Genomic DNA, 23,858 nt, shown 5'->3' on the forward strand with positions numbered 1-23,858 from the left:
TGCGAAGCGGGACTGACCCTTAAACTATTCTACCGGAATAAACTTAAAGGAATCATTTGCCTCAATCATATTCCCTTCAACAATTCCAATTACATACTCTTTTACCCCGAGTCCCTCCATATTGCCTATGATGGTATTGGCGATTAATCCTCCAGTTGAGTCATAGACAACAAAATTACTCCCCTGTCCGACAGCCACCACTTTATAGCGTCCTTCGGGAATGTCCTTTCCTACTGTAAAAAATCCTGCAGGCAAGATCTTTGGAGCATCTTTCTTCTCTTTTATCCCGCCTTCGATGGCTGATAACTCTTTCTTCTTTGATTCAATTTCATTGTTTAACGTTTTTACTTTTCCTTGTGCAGCTTCCAATTCCGTTTGCGATTCTTTTAACTTTGCGTCAATGATGGCCTGTCCATCTTTCACCTGTTGATCGAGCTGGCCTGGAATCGTACTCAGTTTTTCATTTGCTGCTTTTATCTCTTCTTCGATTTTACTTTTTGTCTCTATTAATGCAATCACTTCGCCGTGCTCTTTTTTCCTGGATTCAAGCTCTTTGTTTATACGGTCAACTTCTTCATTAAACGTTGCTTCTTCTTTTTTGCTCTTTTCTTCCACCTTAATAAGCTCGGATTCCTTTTGCTCAATCCTTTCTATCAGCTCGCTGTAAGTAACTTTTTCGTCTTCAATCATGACAGTAAGTTCCTCTTCGCTTCTCGGCAAAGATATACCCGCAGCTGCGAGAATTACTCCAGCCGCTATGCCTATGCCCAGCTTCTTCACTGGCTTTTTCCTAATGAGATTTACAACTAACCAAACAAAACAAGTAAGAAGAGTAAGGAAACCAATGAAAAATAAAAATGCCCCCATTATAACCTCCTAAAGTGATATGGAAAAAAGCGTTCAGCCATTGTCTTTTCAATATTTATGATGCAAAGGTGAATCGTATTCCAGATTAAGGTATTTTTGCTTATATCTATCTTAGGGAATAAGGAATATTTTCTCGAGTGGGCTGGCTCTTTTCCTTTATTCAAGCAGGGGTCAGTCCCGCCCTGCATTAATACGTTAATGCGGAGCGGGACTGACCCTTTTTGGAGCAAATCTCCACCAAATAAAATATTTTTGAAGAAAATATTCACACAATTCAGAATAGGTGTTATACTTCTTATCAATAGGCGGTTGTCTATGATTCAGGGGTGAGAGGAAGTTCGATGTGTCTTTTAAACTTCGAGAAATTGATTTTTTCAGTCGATGTCTGCAAAGGGAGATGCGGTTTTATTTGCTTGAGAATCAGGCCTTTGAGCAAAATGAGAGCGTTTTCGTTCTGTATGTGCAGGATGGGCTGGATTACCTGGAGATTGGGGAGCTCGGGCAGAGGCTTGGCAGGCTCATGGAGAAGCCGCTGCTGATTGTGCTTGTTCCGCCGGGTGATTCCATGCAGAGGTATGCCTGCTATCATCCGAATGGAGAGACGCACAGCGAATATGTGTCGTTCTTTCTGGAAGAGCTGCTTCCGTTTGTGGAAGATCAAGTGCTTAGCGGTAAGCGTGCGGTGAAGCGGGGTATGCTTGGTGATTCTCTCGGGGGAGCGGTCAGTGTTTCCATTTTTCTTAGGGATCCTAAGATCTGGACGCATTTGCTGCTGCAGTCCGCCGCATTTTCTCCTGTTCATTTGGAGGAGGTAAATGCGCTTGGCCAGCACAGAAATCTCCATGTTCATCAGCTTGTTGGACTGAAGGAAGATGAATTTGTCTCTCCGATCAGCCATCAGCGCTTATGGATTCTTACGCGCAATCGCCTGATGCGAAAGGCATGGACTGAAAAAGAGGCTCAGTTGTCGTACATAGAAAAAGACGAAGATCACGTATGGACTTTCTGGAAGGATCACTTAGAAGAAGCGTTATTATTTTTTGCCAATCAAGGGGGATGAAAAGGTGAAGAAAAGCTTGCGTTTACTTATTCTTGGATTGACCGTATTTATGCTGATGTTCGCAGCAGCCTGCAGCGGCGGCACAGAGAAAGCGAGTTCAGATGATAAGAAATCAGATGGACCGATTGAGATTGAATTCTGGACGATGCAGCTGTCTCCGACATTTGATGACTATATTAACGGCGTCATTGCTGATTTTGAAAAAGAGAATGAAAACATTAAGGTCAAGTGGGTGGATGTTCCGTGGGGAGACATGGAGAAAAAGATTCTTGCATCTGTTGCCTCTAAAACGGCTCCTGATGTAGCGAACCTGAACCCGCAGTTTGCGGCAAAGCTTGCTGAGCTTGATGCGCTCGTCGATATGGATGAGGCGGTTGCGGATGATGTGAAGAGCCAGTATTTTGAAGGCGTATGGAAGTCCAACACGTTTGACGGAAAAACATTCGGTATTCCGTGGTACCTTTCTTCGCAGGTAACGATGTACAATACGAAGATTTTTGAAGAGGCAGGGCTTGATCCGAATAAGCCGCCTGCAACGTTCGAAGAGCTTGCAGAAGTGTCTAAAACGATTAAAGAAAAGACGGGTAAATATGCGTTCTTCCCTCCGTTTGACGGAAGCCACCTTCTTGAAACGATGGTGATGAAGGGCGTCGATCTGACAAATGAAGAGATGACAAAGGCTGCGTTCAATACACCTGATGGAAAAGCAGCGTTCCAATATTATGTGGATTTATACAAAGCGGATCTAATTCCGCGCGAAGTGCTGACAGAAGGCCATGGAAAAGCGATTGATATGTACCAGGCAGGCCAGCTTGCCATTCTTGCGAGCGGTCCACAGTTCCTGAACACAGTTAAAGAAAATGCGCCGGATGTGCTTGCAGCGACGAAGACGGCTGTATCAATTACCGGTGAAACGAACAAGAAGAACGTAGCGGCTATGAACCTTGTGGTGCCAAAGCAGAGCGAGCATCAGGATGCGGCTGTTAAATTCTCTGTTTTCCTGACGAATGCTGAGAACCAAATTGAGTTTGATAAATTGACGACAATCCTGCCGTCCGTTGAGTCAGCGCTTGAGGACCCTTATTTCACAGAGCTTCCTGAAAATGCGACTCCAATTGATGAGGCGCGCATCGTTTCAGCTGAGCAGCTGAAAGAAAGCGAAGTGCTTGTTCCGCCAATGAAGGGCTACGATGAACTGAAAAATGCCATGAATGAAGCGATGCAGGCTGCGATGCTTGGAGAAATGTCAGTTGATGATGCTCTTAAGCAGGCAGAAGATAAATGGAATGAAATTTTAAGTCAATAAAGCAGGGAAGGGGGGAAACTCCCTTCTTTTTTCCACAAACGGGTTCATGTCAAAGTTACGGGGAGCACAGGATGGAGAATCTATTCAGTCAGATAAAGGGAAAGTTGATCGTTTCTTGTCAGGCGCTAAAAGAAGAGCCGCTGCACGGGCCGGCTATTATGGCAAAGATGGCGAAGGCGGCGAAAGAAGGCGGCGCAGCTGCCATCAGGGCCAACAGCAAAGAGGATATTCTAGCGATTAAACAGGAAATCGATTTGCCGGTGATTGGCATTGTCAAACGGGATTATGGGGGCAGCGAAATCTACATTACCGCCACAAGACGTGAAGCGGATGAGCTGATTGCTGCAGGAGTTGAAATGATTGCTCTGGATGCAACGAAGAGAAAACGTCCATCGGGTGAGACACTGGAAGGGCTTGTCTCTTATATCCATCAGCACCATGTGCTTGTCATGGCGGATATTTCTACGCTTGAAGAGGCTCTTTACGCGGATAAAATCGGGTGTGACTGCGTTTCAACGACGCTCTCGGGTTATACCTCCTATTCAAGACAGGAAACGGGTCCTGATTTTACATTAATACAAGAAGCTGCACAAAGCGTGAAAATTCCGGTCATTGCAGAAGGGCGGATTGGAACACCGAAAGACGCGGCAAGGGCTCTTGCAGCCGGCGCCCATGCGGTCGTTGTCGGTTCTGCCATTACAAGGCCGCAGCTGATTACGAAGACTTTTACTGACGGTTTACTGGAAAGAGGAGATCGAATTGACGGAAACATTTACATCAAAAGGGAAGCTAGCTGGTCTCATTAACAGCTATTACCCCTCTTTAACAAAGTCAGAGCAGAAAGTGGCTGTCTATGTTCTTGAACATATGGATCAAATTCTGTATTTCTCGGTAACGGATCTGGCGGATGCGGCTGAGGTCGGCGACACGACGGTTCTCAGGTTCTGCCGGAAAATCGGAACAAAGGGATACCAGGAGTTCAAGCTTGCGATTGCGAAGGATTTGTCCCAGCAGGAACAGGAAGAAGACAGCGGCGAGCAGCCGAACGGACTGATTACGTCCATTGCGGCTCACACGAAGCAAGTCATCGATGAAACGGTTCAGCTGCTAGATGAAAAAAAGCTGGAGGAAGCACTCGTTCTTTTGTCTGAAGCTAAATCCGTTCATTTTTTCGGAGTAGGCACTTCAGGGCTTACCGCTCAGGATGCGAAAAACCGCTTTTTGCGGATCGGGAGACGGACGGATGCCATTATTGATCCGCACATTCAGGCGATGACGGCAGCGACATTGACAGAAGAAGATCTTGTTATTGGACTTAGCGTTTCAGGAAGCACGAAGGATACGCTGGAATCGCTGAAAATTGCCAGCGATAACGGAGCGAAAGTGATTGCCGTGACGTATTACGCCCGTTCTCCTATTACAAGGCTTGCAGACTGTGTGCTGATCAGCGGAGGGAAGGAATCCCCGCTAGAAGGCGGATCGCTTGGGGCAAAGATTTCCCAGCTTTTTGTGATTGATTTACTGTGCACAGGGCTTGCATTACGAAACAAATCTGCTTCTCTGCTCATGAAAGAAAAAACGGCGCAGGCCGTTGTAAAGAAAATCTACTGACGCATGTTTTCCGGGGGGATGGCAGAGGTGTACGCGATAGGACTGGATATTGGCGGGACTAAAATAAAAGGATGTATAACAGATGAGCATGGTGTGATGTTAACGCGGTTTGAAATTGCAACACCTGTTAAAGAAGGCAGAGAAGGGATCCTGACTGCTGCTGCGTTCGTCATTGATTCCCTTCTGACAGGAACAGACAGGGTAATGGGAATTGGGATTGGATCAGCCGGCAGAATCAATGAACAGACAGGAGAGGTTGTTTTTGCAACGTCAAACCTCCCCGGGTGGCAGGGAGTCAATCTGAAATCAGTTTTTGGAGATATGTATAAACTGCCGGTCTTTGCCGTTAATGATGCAAATGCTGCTCTATGGGGAGAGGCTTTGCATTATGAGAACGAAGATTTAGTGATGCTGACCCTTGGCACGGGTGTCGGCGGTGCAAACCGAATACGTCGAAACGTGCTTTCTGGTGCTCATCACCAGAGCGGCGAGTGGGGACATGTTGTTTTTGTCCCAAATGGACGTCCGTGCAACTGCGGACGAAGAGGCTGTGCGGAGCAGTACCTGTCAGGAACGGCTCTGAACACCATAATCAATGAACGCACCAGCTGGAAGCAGGTCCGGGGATCAGCTGTCTTTGATTTGTATGCAGGCGGCGATCCGGAAGTGGTTCCGGTTGTTGAGGAATATATGGAGTATTTGGGGATTTTTATTGAAAACATCGGCCATGGCATTGACCCTGATGCTGTGATCATTGGCGGAGGAATCATTGAGTCCAGGGAGCACTGGTGGAATCGATTACTGAAACGGGTGGAAGGTGTCAGGGTGATTCCCGCTGTGCTTGGAAACCAGGCGGGAATGATCGGCGCGGCACAGCTTGTCTTCCATTCATTAAAAAGCGGGGTGAGCGGGCGATGAAGCAAGGGAAGTTAACACCGTATCTGTTCCTGCTGCCAGGCTGCATCATTCTCGGGGCATTCATTTTTTATCCGATGCTGCAGGCAATCTGGCTCAGCTTCACCAACTATAACATGGTGACAGAGGCTGAATTTATCGGAACGGAGAATTATCAGAATCTGTTTGAAGATGATCTGTTTTGGAAGGTTCTCGGGCAGACGCTGCTTTATTTGGTCATAGTGGTTCCCGCACTTGTCATCCTTCCTATTTTTATTGCGATTCTTGTAAACCAGCAGATCAGGGGAATTGCTTTTTTCAGGTCTGCCTATTACATACCTGTTGTAACATCGATGGTTGTTGTAGGGATTACATGGAAATGGGTATACGCAGATCAGGGCGTGCTGAATTATTTTCTTGAATCACTTGGGATTATCGGAGAACCGGTGCACTGGCTTACTTCAACCTCAACCTCCATTTTTGCGGTTATGGCGGTAACCGTCTGGAAGGGCCTTGGCTATTATATGGTTATTTATTTGGCGGGACTGCAGGCCATTCCGGGAGATCTCTATGAGGCGGCCGACATCGACGGCGCAAGTAAGTGGAAGCAGATTATCCATATTACGATTCCCCTGTTAATGCCGTCAATCATGATCGTGACGATAATGTCATCCATTTCAGCGATGAAGGTGTTTGAAGAGATTTACGTCATGACAGGCGGCGGACCGCTGAACAGTACAAAAACGCTTGTTTTCTATATTTATCAGGAAGCATTTGAAAATTTGAAAATGGGATATGCGAGTGCCGGGGGAGTCATTTTATTCCTGATCACACTTGTCTTTTCAATCTTGAATATCAAGTTTATGAATAAACGCGAAACGGCGATGAGGGGGTGAGGCAATGGAGCTTCAGCGAAATCAATCACCTGCAGTCGGGGTGAAAGTAAACATGAAGAAAAAATGGAATGTGAAAAAGATCGTCAGGCTGACTTTGACATATGCCTTGCTCATATTTGTCACTTTCCTGACAGTCGGTCCGTTTCTTTGGCTGCTCGCAACGTCTCTGAAATCGGGAAGTGAAAACATCTTCGCCTATCCGCCGCAGTTCATTCCGGAAAACCCGACGCTCAGCAACTACACGCAGGTGATGGACACCTTCCCGTTTTGGCGGTATCTGGGGAACAGCGTCATCGTATCGGTGCTGACAGTCCTGTTAAACATTGTGCTGTGCTCGCTTGCTGCCTATCCGCTTGCCCGTATGAACTTCAGAGGGAAAAACCTTGTTTTCCTGCTGATCATCAGTACGATGATGATCCCGTTTCAGCTGCTCATGATTCCAATCTATTTGCTGTCACTTGATCTTGGTCTGCAGAACACGTATGCCGGTCTCGTTCTTCCACATGCTACAACAGCGTTCGGTATTTTCCTCATGAGGCAGGCCTTTTTAACGATTCCGTACGAGCTGGATGAGTCTGCGAGAATGGACGGGGCGAATGCCTTTCAGATTTGGTGGAAAATCCTTATGCCGCTAGTGAAGCCTTCTGTCGTGACGCTTGCCATCTTTATTTTTGTCATGGCTTGGGGAGATTTTTTGTGGCCGCTGATTATTACAAATGATCAGAACATGTATACACTGCCGCTTGGAGTAAACATGCTTGCAGGAAGCTTTTCAAGCAACTGGAGGCTGATTGCTGCAGGATCCATTATTTCAATCTTGCCGATCATTCTCTTCTTTGTAGCGATGCAGAAATACTTTATTGACGGCGCCATGAAAGGTGCTGTGAAAGGATAGAAAAAAGGGGAGGTGGATGATCATCTCCCTTTTCAAATGAGGTGAGAGTGTGAACTGTAAATTGGCTTTATTGCCTGTTGATGCGCGCCCAGTGACAAGGGATTTGCCTATCCATCTTGCGCAGATTGGAGGATGGGAGATCATTGCGCCGGACAAAGGATCTCTGGGATTTTTAAAAGAGCCCGGGAAGATTGAAGATCATAGAAAGTGGCTGCTTCAGACAGCGGGTGAAGTGGACGGGTTTATTCTCTCTATCGATATGCTGCTATATGGAGGGCTTGTTCCTTCGAGGGTCAGTTCTGCATCAATAGAAGTGCTGACGAAAAGGCTTCAGCTTTTAAAAGAAATTAAAGTTCAGTATCCAGATAAACCGCTCTATGCATTCAGTTCCACAATGAGAATTTCCAACAACTATGTGAATGAGGAAGAAAAAGAGTATTGGAATCAATATGGGGAAGAGCTTTGGGCTTATTCCTATTACAGTCACCGCTTCGAAAAAACAGGGGATGAAGCTTCCAAAAAGACAGTGGATCAGCTTCATATTCCCCGGGGAATTTTGTCGGATTATACCGAAACAAGAGAGAGAAATTTCAAGATCAATCTGCAGCTGCTTGATTATGTGGAGGATGAGGTTCTCGATTTCCTTGTTTTTCCCCAGGATGATACAGCTGAATATGGCTTTAATATCAGGGAACAGGAAGTGCTTGCAGATGAAGTGCTGGAGCGGGGGCTATCATCCAAGGTACTTATTTATCCTGGAGCCGACGAGGTGGCATCAACACTTGCAACGAGGATGATTTATCAGCTTGAAAACGAAACCCAGCCTCGCTTCTACCCGTTCTACAGCGGTGAGAAGGGTGCGCTTCTTCATGCCATGTATGAAGACAGGCCGATTGCGGAGTCTGTAAAAGGCCAGATTTTTGCAGCCGGAAGCCACACAGTTTGTTCGGCAGCTGAAGCCGATATCTTGCTTGCTGTGAATGTTCCTGGAAAGGCGCAGGGAGATCTTGCCCTGCAGAAACATCTTGGAGGCGTTCATACAGCTGACCGGAACGTGGGTGAGTGGATTGCACGATTAAAGTACTATCTCCCTACTAAACCGGTTGCTGTCGCGGACCTTGCCTATGCAAATGGAGCAGATCCGGCGATGATGAAGCCGCTTTTGGAACAGGTCAATCTGCTGGAGCTTGCGGGATTTGGCGCATGGAATACGGCGGGAAACACTCTGGGAACGGTTGTATCACAGGCTTGTCTGCGGCATTTAGCTGTGAAGAAAGGGCTTCTTCATACAGAAAGGAAGCACCAGGAGCAGCTCTTAACGAGAGCGGCTGAGGATTATCTGTATCAAACGGTTGTGAGGCAGGCCGTGAGAAAGCAGATTGATGAAGAGAACGCGAATCAAGAGGAGCTTGTGAAGCTTGTCAGCGCTGAGTTTTTAAAGGAAGTGGAAAGTTTTAAAGAAGAAACCGGTTTTGATTTTGAAGTAGAGGACATTCATCTGCCGTGGAATCGGACGTTTGAGATCGGGTTTACTTTGAGGAGGTGAGCGGGGGAAGCTGAACGAAAAAGGAACAATGGGGATGTTCTTTATCAAAGGTGAGAAGGGGAGAAATTTTTCATGAGCAAACAGGTTAAAACGTGGATTGTTTTTGCTGTGATCGCTGCATTTGTTCTTTCATACTACCCAAGTTTACAGCCTCAGGCAGCATTTAAGGAAAATCTGATTAAGGCACAAAACGGACAAACCTACCAGATCAGCGGATTCAACAAAATCCGCGAGGCCAATCAGCTGATTGTTTATACACCGGAGTTTGGGGCCTCTACTAAAAACAATCAGTGGGGTATTGAGATTATTGTTAAAAATGATGTGGTGACAGAAGTCCGGGATGCAGGACAAGGAGCTGATGCAAAGATTCCTGCAGACGGATATGTCCTTTCCGGACACGGTGAAGCCCGCACGTGGCTTTTAGCCAATGTGAAGCTGGGTGAACGGACTGAGATCCTCTATGACGTGATTTCAGAACCGAGAAAAGAATCGACAACCTCCTTTAACAAGCTGAATCCGCAGGCACCGTTTGAATTCCCAGGCGGACGCGGAGCAGATGAGCTGATCGTTTATACAAAGGATTACGGCTATGACACAACCGGAACCAATCAGTACGGTGCTGAAGTCATTGTCCGCAATGGCATTGTTGTTGAAATGTCGGGAAGCAATTCACCGATTCCGGATGATGGCTTTGTGCTGTCAGGCCACGGGAAGGGGAAGGACTGGCTGCTTAAATATACGCAGGTTGGAGCAAAAGTGACTTTTAACGAGGAAAACAAAACCGTAACGGCTGTCATTGATGCAAGTGCCTATATCAACGCAGCGGAGCTAGTCCTGAACAAAGCAAAAGCTTCACTTGCCTCTGCAAAAGAACAATTCCTTGATATTCCGGAAGCGGATGCTGAAGCCAAGATTGCTGAGGCGGAAGAAGTAATTGAGGAAGCGAGACGTGCTTTTTCAGATGAGAACTGGGAGAGCACGATGGAGCTTTCCGAACAGGCGGCCCTTCTTTCAAAAGAAGCTTATTTTTACAGTGTAGAATCTAAAAAAGTAGATGCCCGGGGAGTTTGGCACCGCCCTGTTGAAAAGAACCGCGAGGAGATTATAAAAACGCTTGATCGTCTGGAAGCTGCAAACTATAACCTTCTTTTTCTAGAAACGTACTTCCACGGCTATACGATCTATCCAAGCACAAAAGCAGAACAAAATCCACAGTTTAAGGGCTGGGATCCATTAGCTGTATTTGTCGAAGAGGCTAAAAAGCGCAATATTGAAGTGCACGCATGGGTTCATACTTTCTTTGTTGGACACGAATCTCTCAATCCGCCTGGCCCTGTTTTAAAAAAACACCCGGAATGGGCGGCCGTTGACCGTCAGGGTGATCTGCCTTCCAAAAAAGAGGTTGGCTACTACTGGCTTAATCCCGCACATCCTGAAGCACGCGACTTTTTATCAGATGTTTTTAACGAAATGACGGATGAATATGAGGTAGAAGGTCTGCATTTAGACTATATCCGCTATCCTGTCAGCCAGCCGTACGATGTTGGCTTCAGCTATGATGACTATACACGGAGTGAATTTAAGAAAGAAGCAGGAGTAGACCCGCTTGAGATAACCCCTGCAAGTGATCCTGAAAACTGGGAAAAGTGGAACAAATGGAGAGAAAGGCAGATTTCAACGTTTGTTGAGCGGATACGCGGTGAAATGAACGGCAAACAAGTCGATCTTTCAACTGCTGTTTTCCCGGAAGTATCAGATGCCATTAATGCGAAATTCCAAAACTGGGTGGAGTGGGTAAACGAAGGACAGCTGGACTTTATCACACCTATGGTCTATTCAGTGGATACAAACTATGTGGAGCGGACATCCCGTGAATTCATTGAGCGCATGACATATCCTGTTTTATCCTACATTGGACTTGCCCCGTTTGTAGGGTTTGACGATGAGCTTCTCGTCAGTCAGGCAGACGCAATAGGCAATACAGGAGCAACAGGGCAGGTTCAGTTCGCCTACCATACGCTTCAGGACCAGCATTTCCATGCCCTTGCTCTTGGACCGCAGCGGACCAGCGCGATTGTGCCGCACAGAAATTCGGTTCAATCAGCAACCGTCGCGTTAGAGGAGCTTTCGCGCAAAATGAATGAAATCTACGTTGCGAAAAAAGGACTTGACCCACAGCTATCGAAAATCATTGAGGTACAGCTGAAGCAGGCGCGGGCTAAATTAGAGAAATCAAAGAAAGAACAAGCGCTGAAACATATTGATCAAGCTGAAAAGCTTTTAAACACAGTCAAAAAGCAAGCTGATCCAAATGTGAAAACGCAGATTGAAAAGCAGCTTGATGATGCCAGAAGGTACCTGGCTCAATAATGGAAAGGTCCTCCCCAACATGCGGGAGGACATCTTTACATAGGGGGAAACAGCCATGACGGAAATGAAGGCGGATATCATCATTATTGGCGGGGGCCTCGGCGGAACGCTTGCCGCATTCTCAGCAGCCAAATCGGGCAAGAAGGTGATTTTAACGGAAGAAACAGACTGGCTTGGGGGCCAGCTGACGAGCCAGGCTGTTCCTCCTGATGAGCACCCGTGGATTGAACAGTTTGGCTGCACGCAAACCTACAGGGAGTTCCGTAATCGTGTACGGGAGTATTACCGCAATAACTATCCATTGAAGCAGGAAGAAAAAGAAAATCCTGCCCTTAATCCCGGGAATGCCTGGGTCAGCAGGCTGTCGCATGAGCCAAAGGTGGCTTTGAGTATTTTGAACGAGATGCTTTCACCATATGTGAACAGCGGACGGATTTCGGTTTTCTATTCAGCCGTGCCTGTTCGTGCAGAGGTTGAAAACGATGTGATTCAGTCTGTGACGGTCGAAAAGACTGGAACGGGTGAACGTATTTTGTTAAAAGGACCTTTTTTCATCGATGCAACAGAATGCGGAGATTTGCTTCCCCTCACAGGTGCGGAATACGTAACCGGTGCAGAGTCACGAGCGGATACGGGAGAGGAGCATGCAGGAGAAGTAAGCCGTCCGCAGGATATGCAGTCCTTTACGTTTGTCTTTGCTCTTGAGCACATTGAGGGAGAGGATTTCACCATTGAAAAGCCGCCTCAGTATGAATTCTGGAAGGAGTATCAGGCTCCCTTTTTGAAGCATAAGCAGCTGAGCTGGTTTATTCCGGATGCTCATACAGGCAGCTCAAAGGAATTTAAGATGTTCTCTCACGAAGATTCATGGGGGCTGTGGGATTACCGGAGAATTGCGGATCAATCATTCTATCAAGGGCTTTATGAGGGCGATATTTCTCTCATTAACTGGCCGCAAAACGACTATTGGCTCGGTTCCATTATTGATGTGGACGCAGATGAGAAAGAAAAGCATCTGTATCAGTCCAAGCAGCTCGGCTACTCGCTCTTATATTGGCTGCAGACAGAGGCTCCAAGGCGGGATGGCGGCAAAGGGTATCCGGGACTGCGGCTCCGAGGTGATGTGCTTGGAACGGATGACGGATTTGCAAAATTTCCGTATATCCGGGAATCTCGCCGGATCAAAGCTATTCACACTGTAGTGGAAGAAGATATCAATGCAAATCTGCGGGACTCCATCAAAAAAGTAAAAGACAGCGTCGGCATCGGCTGTTACCGGATTGACCTCCATCCGACCATTGAAACAAATACCTTATTCTACGCAGAAAGCTTTCCGTTTGAAATCCCGCTAGGTTCGCTAATTCCTGTCAGGCTAAAAAACCTGCTTCCTGCCTGTAAAAACATCGGCACAACACATCTGACAAACGGATGCTTCAGGGTTCATCCCGTTGAATGGAATATCGGTGAAAGCGCAGGCTATCTTGCAGCATTTGCAGCTAATCACAATGTGACGCCTAAGGAGGTTTTAGAGCAGGAAGATTTGCTGAGAAGCTATCAATCTATGCTTGAGAAGAATGGGATTGTGCTGCATTGGCCGGAGGTAGGGGCAATCTGATTAGTAGTTTAGCTGCTGCTTCTCTCCTATTTTTCCTCATTAGATAAAATTAAATTTTGTATTGTATAAATACAATTTATCCCTTATTATAAGGAAAAAGACATGAGAGGAAATAACTACATATGAAGCGATTTTTAGCTGTAACTCTATCTATTGGATTGGCATTAGGCGTTTCCGCTGCACCGGATTCAGCAGAAGCGAAAGCGAAAGTGAAAACGTACAAGAACTGCACGGAGCTTAACAAAGACTACAAAGGCGGAGTGGCCAAGTCTTCAAGCGTAAAAAACAAAGGCGGCAAAACAAAGTATAAGCCCCATGTTTCAAAAGATTTATATGAAGCCAACAAAAAGAGTGATCGAGATAAAGATTTGATTGCTTGTGAAAAATAATAGAGTGAAAGAAAAGGTGCGCCGGAAATGGTGCATCTTTTTTTGTGGCGCTTGAAGGGGTTGTAAGCTGGAAGTAAAAGAACCATCAAGCTTTGAAAAGTAAGCTGTTGAGGGCACTGATAAGCGGTAAAAGAACCATCAAGCTTTGAAAGTAAGCTGTTGAGGGCACTGATAAGCGGTAAAAGAACCATCAAGCTTTGAAAGTAAGCTGTTGAGGGCACTGATAAGCGGTAAAAGAACCATCAAGCTTTGAAAGTAAGCTGTTGAGGGCACTGATAAGCGGTAAAAGAACCATCAAGCTTTGAAAGTAAGCTGTTGAGGGCACTGATAAGCGGTAATAGAACCATCAAGCGTTAAAAGTAAGCTGTTGATGGTACTAAAAAGAAAAAGTAGAACCATCAACCGGTTGTGCTCAAGTAGTTGATGGCACTTATATGTAAGATAAGAACCATCAACAGAGAGAGCCGCCGCAGTTGATGTCACTGAATATAATTAAGGTAGGTAGCTGGACCATGATGAAAAAAATCCAGCTGCTCCTATTCCAACCAAAAAAGGTGTCCCGGAAGCAACTCCCCGGGACACCCTTTTCGTATTCTTATCGCAAAACCGTTACTTCTTTCTTGCTGCCTTTATTGCCGGCAGCATCAATGGCATGAACGCTTAGAACAGTGCCTTTTTTCTGGCTGCTGATCTTCACTCTGTATACTCCAGTTCGGTGGGTAACTTTTTGTTTTCCGAGCAGTGTTTGATCTTTGTAGACATAGACTGTTGCACCCTGTTCCGATTTGCCTGAAACAAATTTGGATCTGCTTGATAGTTTTTTGACAGTTGGCGCTGACGGTGCGGTTTTGTCTGCTACTTTTATTTTTGTGAGCGGGCTTCTTTTGCCTTGTTCACTTACAGAATAAATGAACAGAGGTTTTCCTGCTTCTGGTTTTGCAGAGAGCGTGACCGTAAATTGACCGGTGCTGTCGGCTTTAGCTTTTCCGATGACTGCAGCACGGATAGTCGTCTTGATAAAAACAGTTGCATTCGGGCTTGTTTTTCCTTTAATGACTGTACTGTTGTCTGAGACTGGCTCAAGAACTGGTTTGGCAGGTACTGTGTTTTTAATGACCTGGATTAAGGTCGTAGCACTTTGGTTTCCTGCTGTGTCTTTAGCTGAGATGGATAACGTCGTGCCGGATGTCTGTCCGGATTTGATGTCCACTTTGAACTTTCCTGTGCCGTCTGTTTTGGCTTCACCGAGCAGTATGTCGTTCTTTTTCACAGTGATGACGGCGTTTGCTTCTGCTTTTCCGGTGACCATTGTCTGATTTTCTTCAACTGGATCCACAGCAGGTCTAGCTGGGGCTGTTTTGTCCAGAACGGTAATGGAAACAGGTTCACTTTGGTTTCCTGCTGCATCTTTTGCGATGACAGAAAGTACGGTTCCCGCAGTTTGCAGAGATTTCAGATCAAGTGTGAAATCGCCGTTAGCTGCAGCTTTTCCTTCTGCGAGTGCTGCTGTTCCTTTTTTGATGAGAACAGCTGCACCTCCTTCTGTTTTTCCAGTCACAATAGGCTGATTGTCTCCAACAGGGTTAACGGCTGGTTTTGCAGGAGCTGTTTTATCTGTGACTGTTAGTGTGTAGGCGGCACTTTGATTTCCTGCAGTGTCTTTGGCAGAGATTGTGAGAATGGTTCCTGCAGGCTGCTTTGCTTGAATAGCAACGGCAAAATCGCCGTTAGCTGCCGCTTTCCCTTCACCCAGATTGACAGTACCTTTTTTGACTGTGATGGTGGAACCTGCTTCCGCTTTGCCTGTAACGGCCGTCTGATTGTCTCCAACCGGGTTAACAGATGGCTTAGCTGGTGCTGTCTGATCTGAAACGATCACCGTGCTTGCAGAACTTTGATTCCCTTCAGCATCTTTCGCGTAAACAGAAAGGGTTGTGCCGGCAGTCTGTTTCGTTTGAATGGTAACTGAGAAATCGCCGTTAGCTGCAGTTTTTCCATCTCCAACTGCTGCTGATCCATTTTTTACAGTGATCGTGGCACCTGCCTCTGTTTTTCCTGTGACAACCGTCTGATTATCTCCAACCGGATTGACAGAAGGCTTAGCAGGAGCTGTTTTGTCTGAGACTGTTACTGAAGCTGCAGGGCTTTGGTTTCCTGCAGCATCTTTTGCATAGACAGTAAGAACTGTGCCTGCAGTCTGTTTGCTTTGGATAGTGACACTGAAGTCCCCATTAGCTGCAGCTTTGTTTTCGCCAAGTACAGCTGTTCCTTTTTTAACTGTAACCGTTGCACCGCTTTCTGTTTTACCAGTAACGGCTGTTTGGTGATCGCCGACTGGCTGAACGGACGGAGCTTGTGGAGCGGTTTTATCCAAGACCTTAATTGATGCTTCTTCACTGCGGTTGCCTGCAGCATCTTCTGCATAGATGGCGAGCGTTGTGCCAGCAGTCTGTTTTGCGATTGTTACGCTGAATGTGCCTGAGCCTGAAGCTGAAGCATTGCCAATCACGGTTTCACCCTTTTTTACATAAACCTTGGAGCCTTTTTCCGCCTTTCCGGTAACAGCGGTTTGATTGTCTGAGACCGGCTGAACGTCAGGCTTGCCGGGAGCCGTCCAGTCCTGAACAGTTACAGAGGTCTCAGCACTTTTGTTTCCGGCACTGTCCTCTGCATAGATTTTTAGTTCTGTACCTGCTTGCTGTACCTGAATGCCGACAGTGAAGTCTCCGTTATCGTCTGCGGGGCTGGATCCGAGCGTTTCTGAGCCTTTTTTTACATAAACCATGGTATTTGGTTCAGTTGATCCTGTCACGGCATTGTCGTGGTCAGATACAAGGTTGACTGCAGGTGCAGATGGAGCGGCAGTATCCTCAGGGCCGACGAATGTATAAGTGACATCGGCTCCTTTATCTGCAGGAACGACAGTTGAATCTGATTTTTTTACAACAGCTCCGCCGCCTCTTAAGTATGTGTAGGAGCCTGTGTATAAACGTTCAGAAAGGGCGTCAAAAGCAGACTCTCCTTTAAAGCCGTATGGTCCTGTTTTGTTCTTTAAAAGAAGGGCAGCACGGAAATTTGTCATAAATGTTCCAAAATTCAGGCTCGGATCCATATATTTTTGAATGGCTTGTTCAACCGCCAGATAGTCATTGTTTGTATTTTTTAATACTTCTTTAAAAATTCCGTTCCCCTGATTTGCCTGGACTCTGAGGTATTGACCGAACAAGTAGGAAAGCGAATAGTTTGAGAGAGTATCTCCGGAATAGTCCCAATATAGAAGGGAATGTCCATTTTTAATTGAATTTGAAGCATTGTAGTAATTGATCCGGCTGGTTAGTGCTTCGCCTGTATAGATCTGTTCGGCTGCCATTGATAACGCCTCGTTCAGCCATGTATCCATATTGGAATAGTTTCCTTCAATAAATACATTTTGATTGAAGTTGACCATGTGCTGAAATTCATGTGCAAGCGTGGAATATGATTCTTCAACCGATTTTTCTGATCCTGATCCCATTAGAGGGTATGAATCAATATAAAAGATTTCAGACTGGTTGGACTCTGACATGTTATAAAGGTCTTTTGCATGGAAGTACCCGGCAATATAGCCGCCGCTGCCTGAAAATCCATCTTGAATGTCAAAAACAAGGATGTTAATCTTTCCATCATTGTCTACATCCGATTCCTCAGCAAAATGATTTACTACAGTTGGATGGATGCTGCTGTCGAACTCTTTCGAAAGCTTTTCTGCATCACCGGCGGTAATTTGATGATCATTTACCCAGATGTTCGTTTTTGAACCGCTGTGCATAAGTGTGGCATTAAGCTGATAAGTTCCGTTCGTTCTGAAATCAGATACCCAAAAATTTTTCTGGTCTCCTGTCTGATAGTTCGGCAATTGCTCTGCCTGCTTTTTTGAAAAGAGCTTGTTCTTATGCGCCTCAGGATTAAACGGAATATCTGCATCCATTTGATACACTTCAGGCTTCAGCTTTTTGTCGAATGTATAGTTTTCATTGTTTACCTGAAAGGTTCCTGAAGGCTGTGTATCTTCGGCATTGTAAGATTCATTGCTTATGATGGCATATTGGCCAGACTGAGGCTCCTCGGTAAAATCAGGATTTAAAGCTTTAAATTTCAGTGTGTCTGAGTAGTATGTATCATATTGTGAGGCCGATGTTCCTGCCCGCACATAAATATATGGCTCGCCTTCATAAAGATATTTTGGCAGCTCAAGGCTTAGGGTAGCATTGTTGAACCACGAGGTTGAATAGGTTGATTGAGTCAAGTAGGTTAACGTTCCGTTATCGTCCCTGAAAAACTCAAGTGTAAGCAAGCCCTCTTTAGTAGATGATCCAGCTAGATATGTAAGAGACAGCTTCATCATCTCATCTGAATCGTCCGTCAGAGAACCGAATGTAAGGTAATGATAAGCATTTAAGCTGTCAATCAGGGTGCCGATGTATTGGTTCTCTCCAACAAGGGGGTAATCATCAGGCTGGTAAAAGGCATCCTTTTCGGCAGAAATCTCCTGTTTTGGCTTTTGATCAGCCGTTAAGTTCGATGTTACCTCTTTGCCAGTTTTCGTTTCTTCGGCAAAGCCGGTCAGAGAACCGGAAATAAGGCAAGTAATCATTAACAATAATATGATTTTTCTCATGGTTTCTTCTCCTCGAAAATAGGTGATTTGATATAGTTATAAAATACTAGTTCGACTTCAGTATTTTACTATATATTTCCTCTGAATGGCCGCAGTTATAGGACAAAAGTTTTCGACAATTGTCGAAAAATGGGGAAACGTTCTTTTTGATCGCATTCCTTCATAAACTTGTCTTAGCATCCACAGGAGGTACGTCCCCAATGCGAAGACGAAGGCAATGGCCGGTTATTCCCCTGCTGCTTGTCTGTGCGGCAGGGTTGTTAATTTACGGTGTGTTTCACTTGTTTTCTCCTTTATCGCCGGAGGAGGCAGTGCAGGATTTTTACAGGATGGAGCAGAACGGGAACTTCGGAGATGCCTGGGAGCTGTTTCATCCTCTGATGAAGGATCGGTTTACGAAAAATGCGTATGTAACGGAGCGATCTCATATTTATATGAGTCATTATGGGGTGTCCACGTTTACGTTTGAGATTGAGAAGCAGAAGAAAGTCAGGAGATGGAGGATGGCGAAGGGCGCCCCGGTATTTAATGAGGCGCGCCTTGTTCAGGTCAGGCAGACGTTTAAAAGCAAGTTCGGCACGTTTGATGTCAGGCAGAATGTGTATGCGGTGAAGGAAAAAGGAGATTGGAAGATTGTGTGGGAGTTTGAATGAGGCCTCTAGTTGAGGTCTTTTATATTGATTGTAAAGAATTGTTTTAATATAGTAAATTTTTAATGGTTAATATTACCTACTAAAGCGATATTTTGTATGATAAACAGGAGGGTGGAAAATATTAGATAAATTAAAAAGAGGTGGAGAGAATGCTTGCTGAAGAAAGCTATACAGTTTGGAGAGAAACGATGGTATTAAAGCCGATTTATTCTGAGAGAGGAGAACGCTGGACGATTGTTCATGAACTGTACAAAAAAAGAATGATCAAAATGTCTCCACGAGCGATAATGGAGCGCAGCTGTGTTCATGCAGGTGCTTCATATCAGGGGATGGTGGATGCCGCAAAGCTGATCCTGCCGGGCAAGAAAATGCTCCCGATTTGCCTGTCTCCGGGCTACCGGATCTGCATGCTGCCGACGCTGTCGCCGGACCATGAGGACTGCATGTGGATTTCCTACCGATATGCAAAAAAGCCTTTTCTGAAGGGCAGCAAAACAATGATTGAATTTCAAAACAGAGAGCAAATCGAAATTCATGGCAGTGTGGAAAGCTTTCAGCTGAAATCTGGACATGCCCAGCAGCTTGTCCTGAATTATCTCGACAGGCAGGAGGAAATGTGGGAACTGCCTGTGTATGTGGCAGAGTCTTATGAAGGATACGACGTATATTAACATGCTGCAGCCGGGTTCCTGATGGAACTTGGCTGTTTTTTAATACTAATTTCCGGCGTCCTTTAGTAAACTGTAGGAAATAGAAAAAATGGGGGATCGTATGGCGGAATTCATTTGGTTCCTTGCTGGATGCACAGGGGTGTTTTACTTATTGTTCGTTGTGCCGACAAAATGGCTGAAGGTTGAAAGAGTGAACGTACCGCTCGGGATTAATAAAAAAATTCTTCATTTGTCGGACATTCATATTGAAAGAAACAGAATTCCTTCAAGTAAAATCAGGGACGTTTTAAAGCGTGAAAAACCTGATTATGTTTTTATCACCGGTGATTTTACAGCTCGGGAAAGGTACATTCCGCGCCTTGAGGCGTACCTCACAGCTTTTAAAGAGCAAGGCATTCCTGTTTATGCGGTTTTTGGAAATCATGACTACCGGACATTTCATTTGAGTCTTCTGCTGCGGGAATGGCTTCAGGAAAAAGGAGTGCATGTGCTGATTAATGAGTCCATTGAGCTTGAGGACTTTTCATTAATAGGTCTGGATTTTTACAGGGAAGACGAGTTTGGTGTGGAAAAAGCTTTTTCAAATGTAGTATCAGATAAACCGGGAATTGTTTTGTGCCACGATCCAAACGACCTTGAAAAAGTGGGTAAACCCTTTGATTTGATGTTATCCGGGCATCTTCACGGAAAACAATTTAATATTCCGCTTTTTTTCAAGTTCATCTCTAAAGGAGAGCTTGCAAAGCGCGGAATTTATAAAGGATTTCATGAAGTGGGCGGCCGTTATTTGTACATTTCAAAAGGAATCGGCCAGGCGCACTGGAATCTGAGGTTCGGGGTGCGGAGTGAAATGACGCTTGTTGATTTACGGAAAGAAGGAAAGCATGTATAAACTTCAAAAAGTTGTCCATAATTAGAGTAATTCTTTTTAGGGAGTGAATCCTTTGTCTAATCTGGACCATATTCTTTATGATGTACATGAATATTTCATCCTGAACAAAAACTTTCTCCGCGCCTGCTTTGAGGATTTAACTCTGACAGACTCCGAATGTGCAGAAGCGCTCAGGCTTTATTTTAATGATATTAAAGAGGAAGAGTATCACAATACGCTCATCCCGACACTGAACCGCGTCGGACATGACATTCATTTTGCATACGGTGAAGATCAAAGCATGTATATTTATAAAAAATCAGATCAAGTTGGTTAAACTGCTTGATGTACAAAACCGCAGAACTCAGTCTGCGGTTTTTTCATGCTCGTTGAATTATTCCCCGATAACTGGCACAATAGATGAGGGAATAAGGATTTAAAGGAGTTTACAAATGGATATTGGAAGAAATGACGCGTGCCATTGCGGCAGCGGAAAAAAATATAAAAAATGCTGTATGAATAAAGTGACGTCGATTGAAGCGATTCGTCATGCTGATCTTGAAAAGATGCAGGGAGAGCTGATGCAGTTCGCCTCCTCTGTCTATTCAAGAGAAATGGACAAGGCTGTCAAAGAGAAGATGCGCAAGTTTAACACAGGCGAGGATCAGCAGATTTACGGTTCACTCCTTGTCTGGGCTGTTTTCTCAGTGAATGTTGGAAACGGGACTATCTTAGAAGCCTTTATTGAGAAAAAACGCCGCGAAAATGTGAGACCGGTAACGATGGCCCAGCTGGAAAAATGGGCTGGCGCTGTTCCGACGTTTTCTGTCGTGGAACATGTGACAGACGATGAAAGCTACACAGTGAAAGATCTGTTTACAGATGAAGTAAAAGATGTGCGCGTGGACGAGGGAACCCATTCCTTTAAATCCGGCGCAATGCTTTTCGGGTATCTGCTGCCATTCGGAGACTACTACACGTATTTCATGATGCAGCTTGAATTTGAAGAAGCGCAGACGGAGTTTAATAAAAAACTGACGCTCAAGCTCTTTGAAGAGAGCACGTTCGATGACATCGGCGCGTTCATGGCGGATCAGTTCCCGGAAATGCTGATCTCCATGCTGACGGAGCCTGTGGATGAAGAGTCTGAGGTAGAAGAGGTGCCCCAGGTAGAAGAAGTAGAGCTGGTTTGGGATGAACCGTTGTACGAAAATGCTGCATTAAAAATGCAAAGAAATCTTCTAAAAGCCCATGTTCCAGCAGAAGCTGCCGAAAAGGCATTTGCTTTGATGCATAAATATCTTCACAAAGTAAAGCCGTCAATCAAAAAAGAAGTCATTTACTCAGCAGGTATGCATTATTTCGTTGAAAAACATATGCACAAACAGGGAATGACTCAGAAAAAAATCGCCGAGCTTTACGAAGTCAGCACAAGCTCTCTTTCAAAGGTATACAAAGAAATAAAAGCTGAGCTTGAGGCGGACCTCACTAAGGACAGCATCACTGTGTCCGAAAAAGGTGATGCGAAGAAGTATAGCGATGCAGACCGCGCGCGTGCGCAGGAACTTATTTATGAAGCGATGGAGAGTTCTCCGCAGCAAAGAGTAAAACTTGCCAAACAGGCGATGGAGATCTACCCGTTCCACCCTGATGCCTTCAATATGCTGGGAGAGGCAGAGAGTGATCCTGCCAAGCAGCTTGAGCTTTATAAACAGGGAATGGAAGCCGGCGAGGCGGACCTCGGCAAGGAGATCTTCAAGCGGGATAAAGGCATGTTCTGGGGATTGATCGAAACGCGGCCTTATATGCGCTCTAAGTTCAACTATGCGATTCTTGAAGCGGCAATGGGCAACCTGGCCGAAGCAATCAAACAGTGCGAGGAGCTGCTAGAGCTGAACGAGATGGACAGTCAGGGCGTGCGCTATACGCTGTTTGTCATGTACATGGATGCAGGTGAGCACAAAAAAGCCAAAGCGCTTCTTGAGAAATTCGATGAGACCGACTTTGCGGCAGGCGCCTACAACATGCTGCTTGTGGAATTCGCGTTAAAAGGAATGACTTCTGCGGTTGAAAGACTTGCTCAAAAGGCGAAAAACGTGAATCCGGTCATCTACGATGTTCTGGCCGGCAAGCGAAAGCTGCCTAAAGAGCCGGAGGAATTCGGACAAGAGTCTGAAGCGGTCGAGTACTTCATGGAATATGGATTTGTCTGGTCCAATCATCCGGAACTGGTTGAGTGGATGTCTGAATAATGCAAGGGTGAAGCCGGTTTTCCTTAGGGAAGCCGGTTTTTTAGTTCTTAAATAGAATTTTTAGTATTGAAACGCTGCAAAAAGGGCTGGCGCCAGCCTCTAACAATTCAAACCAGTTTTTGCAGCTGCCGGGGTTTTTCTAAGAACCATCCTCTTCTGTTTCCAAAGATAATCAGCCGCCCTCCAAAACTGCAAAAAAAAAACAAACCCCAATTTAACTTGAGGTTTGTTCTCTTATTAGTTCGAAGCAGTCGACCCAGACAGCTCCAAATGCTCTTTCAACTGGTTTGATAAGGCTGTACGCTCTTCTTCAGGAATGATGTAATAGTAGATTCCGCCAATCGTGTCGCTGGTGCCTTTGATTTGGTGCTGTTCCATAGAATTGCGTGCATCTTTGTAGTTCTCCTGGATGCTCCACATTTCGTCCATTCCGAGGTTCGTTTTGACGTTGTTTTCAACGATTTTAAACATCTCGCCGAATTTGGAGATGGAGGAGATGTTTGCTCCTTTTGCGATAACGGCTTCAATGACCTGGCGCTGGCGCAGCTGGCGGCCGAAGTCGCCCCGATCATCCTCATAGCGCATTCTTGAGTAGCTTAGTGCCTCTGCACCGTCTAATTGAATGAGGCCTTCATTAAACGTCTTGCCGTCATATTCAAAATACAGATCATTATTTACTTCCACTCCGCCTACTGCATCAACGATGTCTTTAAAGCTCTCCATGTTCACTTTTACAAAGTAGTCGACAGGTACGTCAAGGAAATGCTCGACTGTATCGATGGCCATTTCCGTTCCGCCGAAGGCGTATGCATGGTTGATTTTGTCTTCTTTGCCTTTTCCGATAATTTCGGTGCGGGTGTCACGCGGGATGCTGACCATGTTCATGGATTTTTTGTTCGGATTCACGGTTAAAAGAATCAGAGAGTCGGAACGTCCGCGGTCTCCTTTTCGCTCATCCACGCCCATAAGCAGGATGGAGATCGGGTCTTTTTCTTTAAATGCAACTGCCTGAGGGCGTTTTTCGGATTTCTCCCTGCCGATGTTTTCCTGAATTTTTGCCACCGTATCGGTTGCTGTTTTATACAAATAGAAGGCGTAGCCACCGGTACCCAGTACGAGCAGACCAATGATGCTTAGGGTAATCCAGAGCCATTTGCGCTTTTTGTGTTTTTGTTCTCTCATCGTCTCATCCTTTAATAGAAGTAATTGCCTATACACATTATATTTTTGCCGTATCATGGAAACAATACTTTTTTTGTAAAATTAAGAGGTTCCAAGAATATGACGTAGTGTTTAAGCCTTAAG

General features: G+C 45.5%; 19 protein-coding genes. 16 read left to right on the forward strand and 3 right to left on the reverse strand.

Annotated elements, in window-relative coordinates; genetic code table 11:
* Positions 1-24 precede the first annotated feature (24 nt).
* On the reverse strand, positions 25-780 hold the full coding sequence (locus ACTSEZ_RS17600; RefSeq protein WP_369735643.1) for an AAA family ATPase: 756 nt from the start codon (positions 778-780) through the stop codon (positions 25-27).
* A gap of 430 nt (positions 781-1,210) precedes the next feature.
* Between ACTSEZ_RS17600 and ACTSEZ_RS17605 the strand changes: the two genes are divergently transcribed.
* The 11 genes from ACTSEZ_RS17605 to ACTSEZ_RS17655 all read left to right on the forward strand — a co-directional run bounded on the left by ACTSEZ_RS17605 (position 1,211) and on the right by ACTSEZ_RS17655 (position 13,449).
* Positions 1,211-1,927 (forward strand): alpha/beta hydrolase, encoded by a 717-nt coding sequence (locus ACTSEZ_RS17605; protein WP_369735644.1) that lies wholly within the window; start codon positions 1,211-1,213, stop codon positions 1,925-1,927.
* Between the two features lie 4 nt (positions 1,928-1,931).
* A complete protein-coding gene (locus ACTSEZ_RS17610; protein WP_369735645.1) occupies positions 1,932-3,233 on the forward strand; it encodes an ABC transporter substrate-binding protein in 1,302 nt (433 codons plus the stop codon).
* A 71-nt stretch (positions 3,234-3,304) separates the two neighbouring features.
* Positions 3,305-4,039 carry an N-acetylmannosamine-6-phosphate 2-epimerase gene (locus tag ACTSEZ_RS17615; protein ID WP_369735646.1) on the forward strand — a complete coding sequence of 245 codons (735 nt, stop codon included), beginning with the start codon at positions 3,305-3,307 and terminating at the stop codon, positions 4,037-4,039.
* Positions 3,993-4,844 carry a MurR/RpiR family transcriptional regulator gene (locus ACTSEZ_RS17620; RefSeq protein WP_035319428.1) on the forward strand — a complete coding sequence of 284 codons (852 nt, stop codon included), beginning with the start codon at positions 3,993-3,995 and terminating at the stop codon, positions 4,842-4,844. The genes ACTSEZ_RS17615 and ACTSEZ_RS17620 overlap by 47 nt, the downstream gene beginning before the upstream one ends.
* Before the next feature lie 18 nt (positions 4,845-4,862).
* Positions 4,863-5,762 (forward strand): ROK family protein, encoded by a 900-nt coding sequence (locus ACTSEZ_RS17625; protein WP_369735648.1) that lies wholly within the window; start codon positions 4,863-4,865, stop codon positions 5,760-5,762.
* Complete coding sequence (locus ACTSEZ_RS17630) at positions 5,759-6,634, forward strand: carbohydrate ABC transporter permease (RefSeq protein WP_369735650.1); 876 nt, start codon at positions 5,759-5,761, stop codon at positions 6,632-6,634. The genes ACTSEZ_RS17625 and ACTSEZ_RS17630 overlap by 4 nt, the downstream gene beginning before the upstream one ends.
* A 4-nt stretch (positions 6,635-6,638) precedes the next feature.
* Complete coding sequence (locus tag ACTSEZ_RS17635; RefSeq protein ID WP_369735651.1) at positions 6,639-7,529, forward strand: carbohydrate ABC transporter permease; 891 nt, start codon at positions 6,639-6,641, stop codon at positions 7,527-7,529.
* A gap of 49 nt (positions 7,530-7,578) precedes the next feature.
* On the forward strand, positions 7,579-9,075 hold the full coding sequence (locus ACTSEZ_RS17640; RefSeq protein WP_369735653.1) for a DUF4127 family protein: 1,497 nt from the start codon (positions 7,579-7,581) through the stop codon (positions 9,073-9,075).
* A gap of 72 nt (positions 9,076-9,147) precedes the next feature.
* Positions 9,148-11,445 carry a glycoside hydrolase family 10-like protein gene (locus tag ACTSEZ_RS17645; RefSeq protein ID WP_369735655.1) on the forward strand — a complete coding sequence of 766 codons (2,298 nt, stop codon included), beginning with the start codon at positions 9,148-9,150 and terminating at the stop codon, positions 11,443-11,445.
* A 55-nt stretch (positions 11,446-11,500) separates the two neighbouring features.
* Positions 11,501-13,060: an FAD-dependent oxidoreductase gene (locus ACTSEZ_RS17650; RefSeq protein WP_369735657.1), complete on the forward strand. Its 1,560-nt coding sequence runs from the start codon at positions 11,501-11,503 to the stop codon at positions 13,058-13,060.
* 122 nt (positions 13,061-13,182) lie between these two features.
* Complete coding sequence (locus tag ACTSEZ_RS17655; protein ID WP_369735658.1) at positions 13,183-13,449, forward strand: excalibur calcium-binding domain-containing protein; 267 nt, start codon at positions 13,183-13,185, stop codon at positions 13,447-13,449.
* Positions 13,450-14,044: 595 nt separating this feature from the next.
* Here ACTSEZ_RS17655 and ACTSEZ_RS17660 read toward each other — a convergent pair.
* Positions 14,045-18,106, reverse strand: coding sequence for an Ig-like domain-containing protein (locus ACTSEZ_RS17660; protein ID WP_369735659.1), 4,062 nt, complete (start codon positions 18,104-18,106; stop codon positions 14,045-14,047).
* A 200-nt stretch (positions 18,107-18,306) separates the two neighbouring features.
* On the opposite strand from ACTSEZ_RS17660, the gene ACTSEZ_RS17665 reads away from it, so the two are divergent.
* From ACTSEZ_RS17665 to ACTSEZ_RS17685, 5 genes are all read left to right on the forward strand, one after another.
* Positions 18,307-18,759: a hypothetical protein gene (locus tag ACTSEZ_RS17665; RefSeq protein ID WP_369735661.1), complete on the forward strand. Its 453-nt coding sequence runs from the start codon at positions 18,307-18,309 to the stop codon at positions 18,757-18,759.
* 149 nt (positions 18,760-18,908) lie between these two features.
* Positions 18,909-19,430: a competence protein ComK gene (locus ACTSEZ_RS17670; protein WP_369735662.1), complete on the forward strand. Its 522-nt coding sequence runs from the start codon at positions 18,909-18,911 to the stop codon at positions 19,428-19,430.
* A 100-nt stretch (positions 19,431-19,530) separates the two neighbouring features.
* The gene (locus tag ACTSEZ_RS17675; RefSeq protein ID WP_369735663.1) at positions 19,531-20,322 is read left to right on the forward strand and encodes a metallophosphoesterase; all 792 of its coding nucleotides are present in this window, start codon (positions 19,531-19,533) and stop codon (positions 20,320-20,322) included.
* A gap of 52 nt (positions 20,323-20,374) precedes the next feature.
* Entirely contained in the window at positions 20,375-20,638 is a 264-nt protein-coding gene (locus tag ACTSEZ_RS17680) for a hypothetical protein (RefSeq protein ID WP_369735664.1), read from the forward strand.
* A gap of 115 nt (positions 20,639-20,753) precedes the next feature.
* Positions 20,754-22,553 carry a YecA family protein gene (locus tag ACTSEZ_RS17685; protein WP_369735666.1) on the forward strand — a complete coding sequence of 600 codons (1,800 nt, stop codon included), beginning with the start codon at positions 20,754-20,756 and terminating at the stop codon, positions 22,551-22,553.
* 237 nt (positions 22,554-22,790) lie between these two features.
* Here ACTSEZ_RS17685 and tagU read toward each other — a convergent pair whose 3' ends face one another.
* Positions 22,791-23,735 (reverse strand): polyisoprenyl-teichoic acid--peptidoglycan teichoic acid transferase TagU, encoded by a 945-nt coding sequence (tagU, locus tag ACTSEZ_RS17690; RefSeq protein ID WP_369735667.1) that lies wholly within the window; start codon positions 23,733-23,735, stop codon positions 22,791-22,793.
* Positions 23,736-23,858 lie beyond the last annotated feature (123 nt).

This window comes from Metabacillus mesotrionivorans (assembly GCF_052171315.1).
Lineage (GTDB): Bacteria > Bacillota > Bacilli > Bacillales > Bacillaceae > Bacillus_P.

Coding starts and splice junctions, on each gene's coding strand:
- ACTSEZ_RS17625 (WP_369735648.1), top strand. CDS start 4,863: ATGGCAGAGGTGTACGCGATAGGACTGGATATTGGCGGGACTAAAATA.
- ACTSEZ_RS17635 (WP_369735651.1), top strand. CDS start 6,639: ATGGAGCTTCAGCGAAATCAATCACCTGCAGTCGGGGTGAAAGTAAAC.
- ACTSEZ_RS17615 (WP_369735646.1), top strand. CDS start 3,305: ATGGAGAATCTATTCAGTCAGATAAAGGGAAAGTTGATCGTTTCTTGT.
- ACTSEZ_RS17650 (WP_369735657.1), top strand. CDS start 11,501: ATGACGGAAATGAAGGCGGATATCATCATTATTGGCGGGGGCCTCGGC.
- ACTSEZ_RS17630 (WP_369735650.1), top strand. CDS start 5,759: ATGAAGCAAGGGAAGTTAACACCGTATCTGTTCCTGCTGCCAGGCTGC.
- ACTSEZ_RS17675 (WP_369735663.1), top strand. CDS start 19,531: ATGGCGGAATTCATTTGGTTCCTTGCTGGATGCACAGGGGTGTTTTAC.
- ACTSEZ_RS17660 (WP_369735659.1), bottom strand. CDS start 18,106: ATGAGAAAAATCATATTATTGTTAATGATTACTTGCCTTATTTCCGGT.
- tagU (WP_369735667.1), bottom strand. CDS start 23,735: ATGAGAGAACAAAAACACAAAAAGCGCAAATGGCTCTGGATTACCCTA.
- ACTSEZ_RS17665 (WP_369735661.1), top strand. CDS start 18,307: ATGCGAAGACGAAGGCAATGGCCGGTTATTCCCCTGCTGCTTGTCTGT.
- ACTSEZ_RS17685 (WP_369735666.1), top strand. CDS start 20,754: ATGGATATTGGAAGAAATGACGCGTGCCATTGCGGCAGCGGAAAAAAA.
- ACTSEZ_RS17645 (WP_369735655.1), top strand. CDS start 9,148: ATGAGCAAACAGGTTAAAACGTGGATTGTTTTTGCTGTGATCGCTGCA.
- ACTSEZ_RS17670 (WP_369735662.1), top strand. CDS start 18,909: ATGCTTGCTGAAGAAAGCTATACAGTTTGGAGAGAAACGATGGTATTA.
- ACTSEZ_RS17655 (WP_369735658.1), top strand. CDS start 13,183: ATGAAGCGATTTTTAGCTGTAACTCTATCTATTGGATTGGCATTAGGC.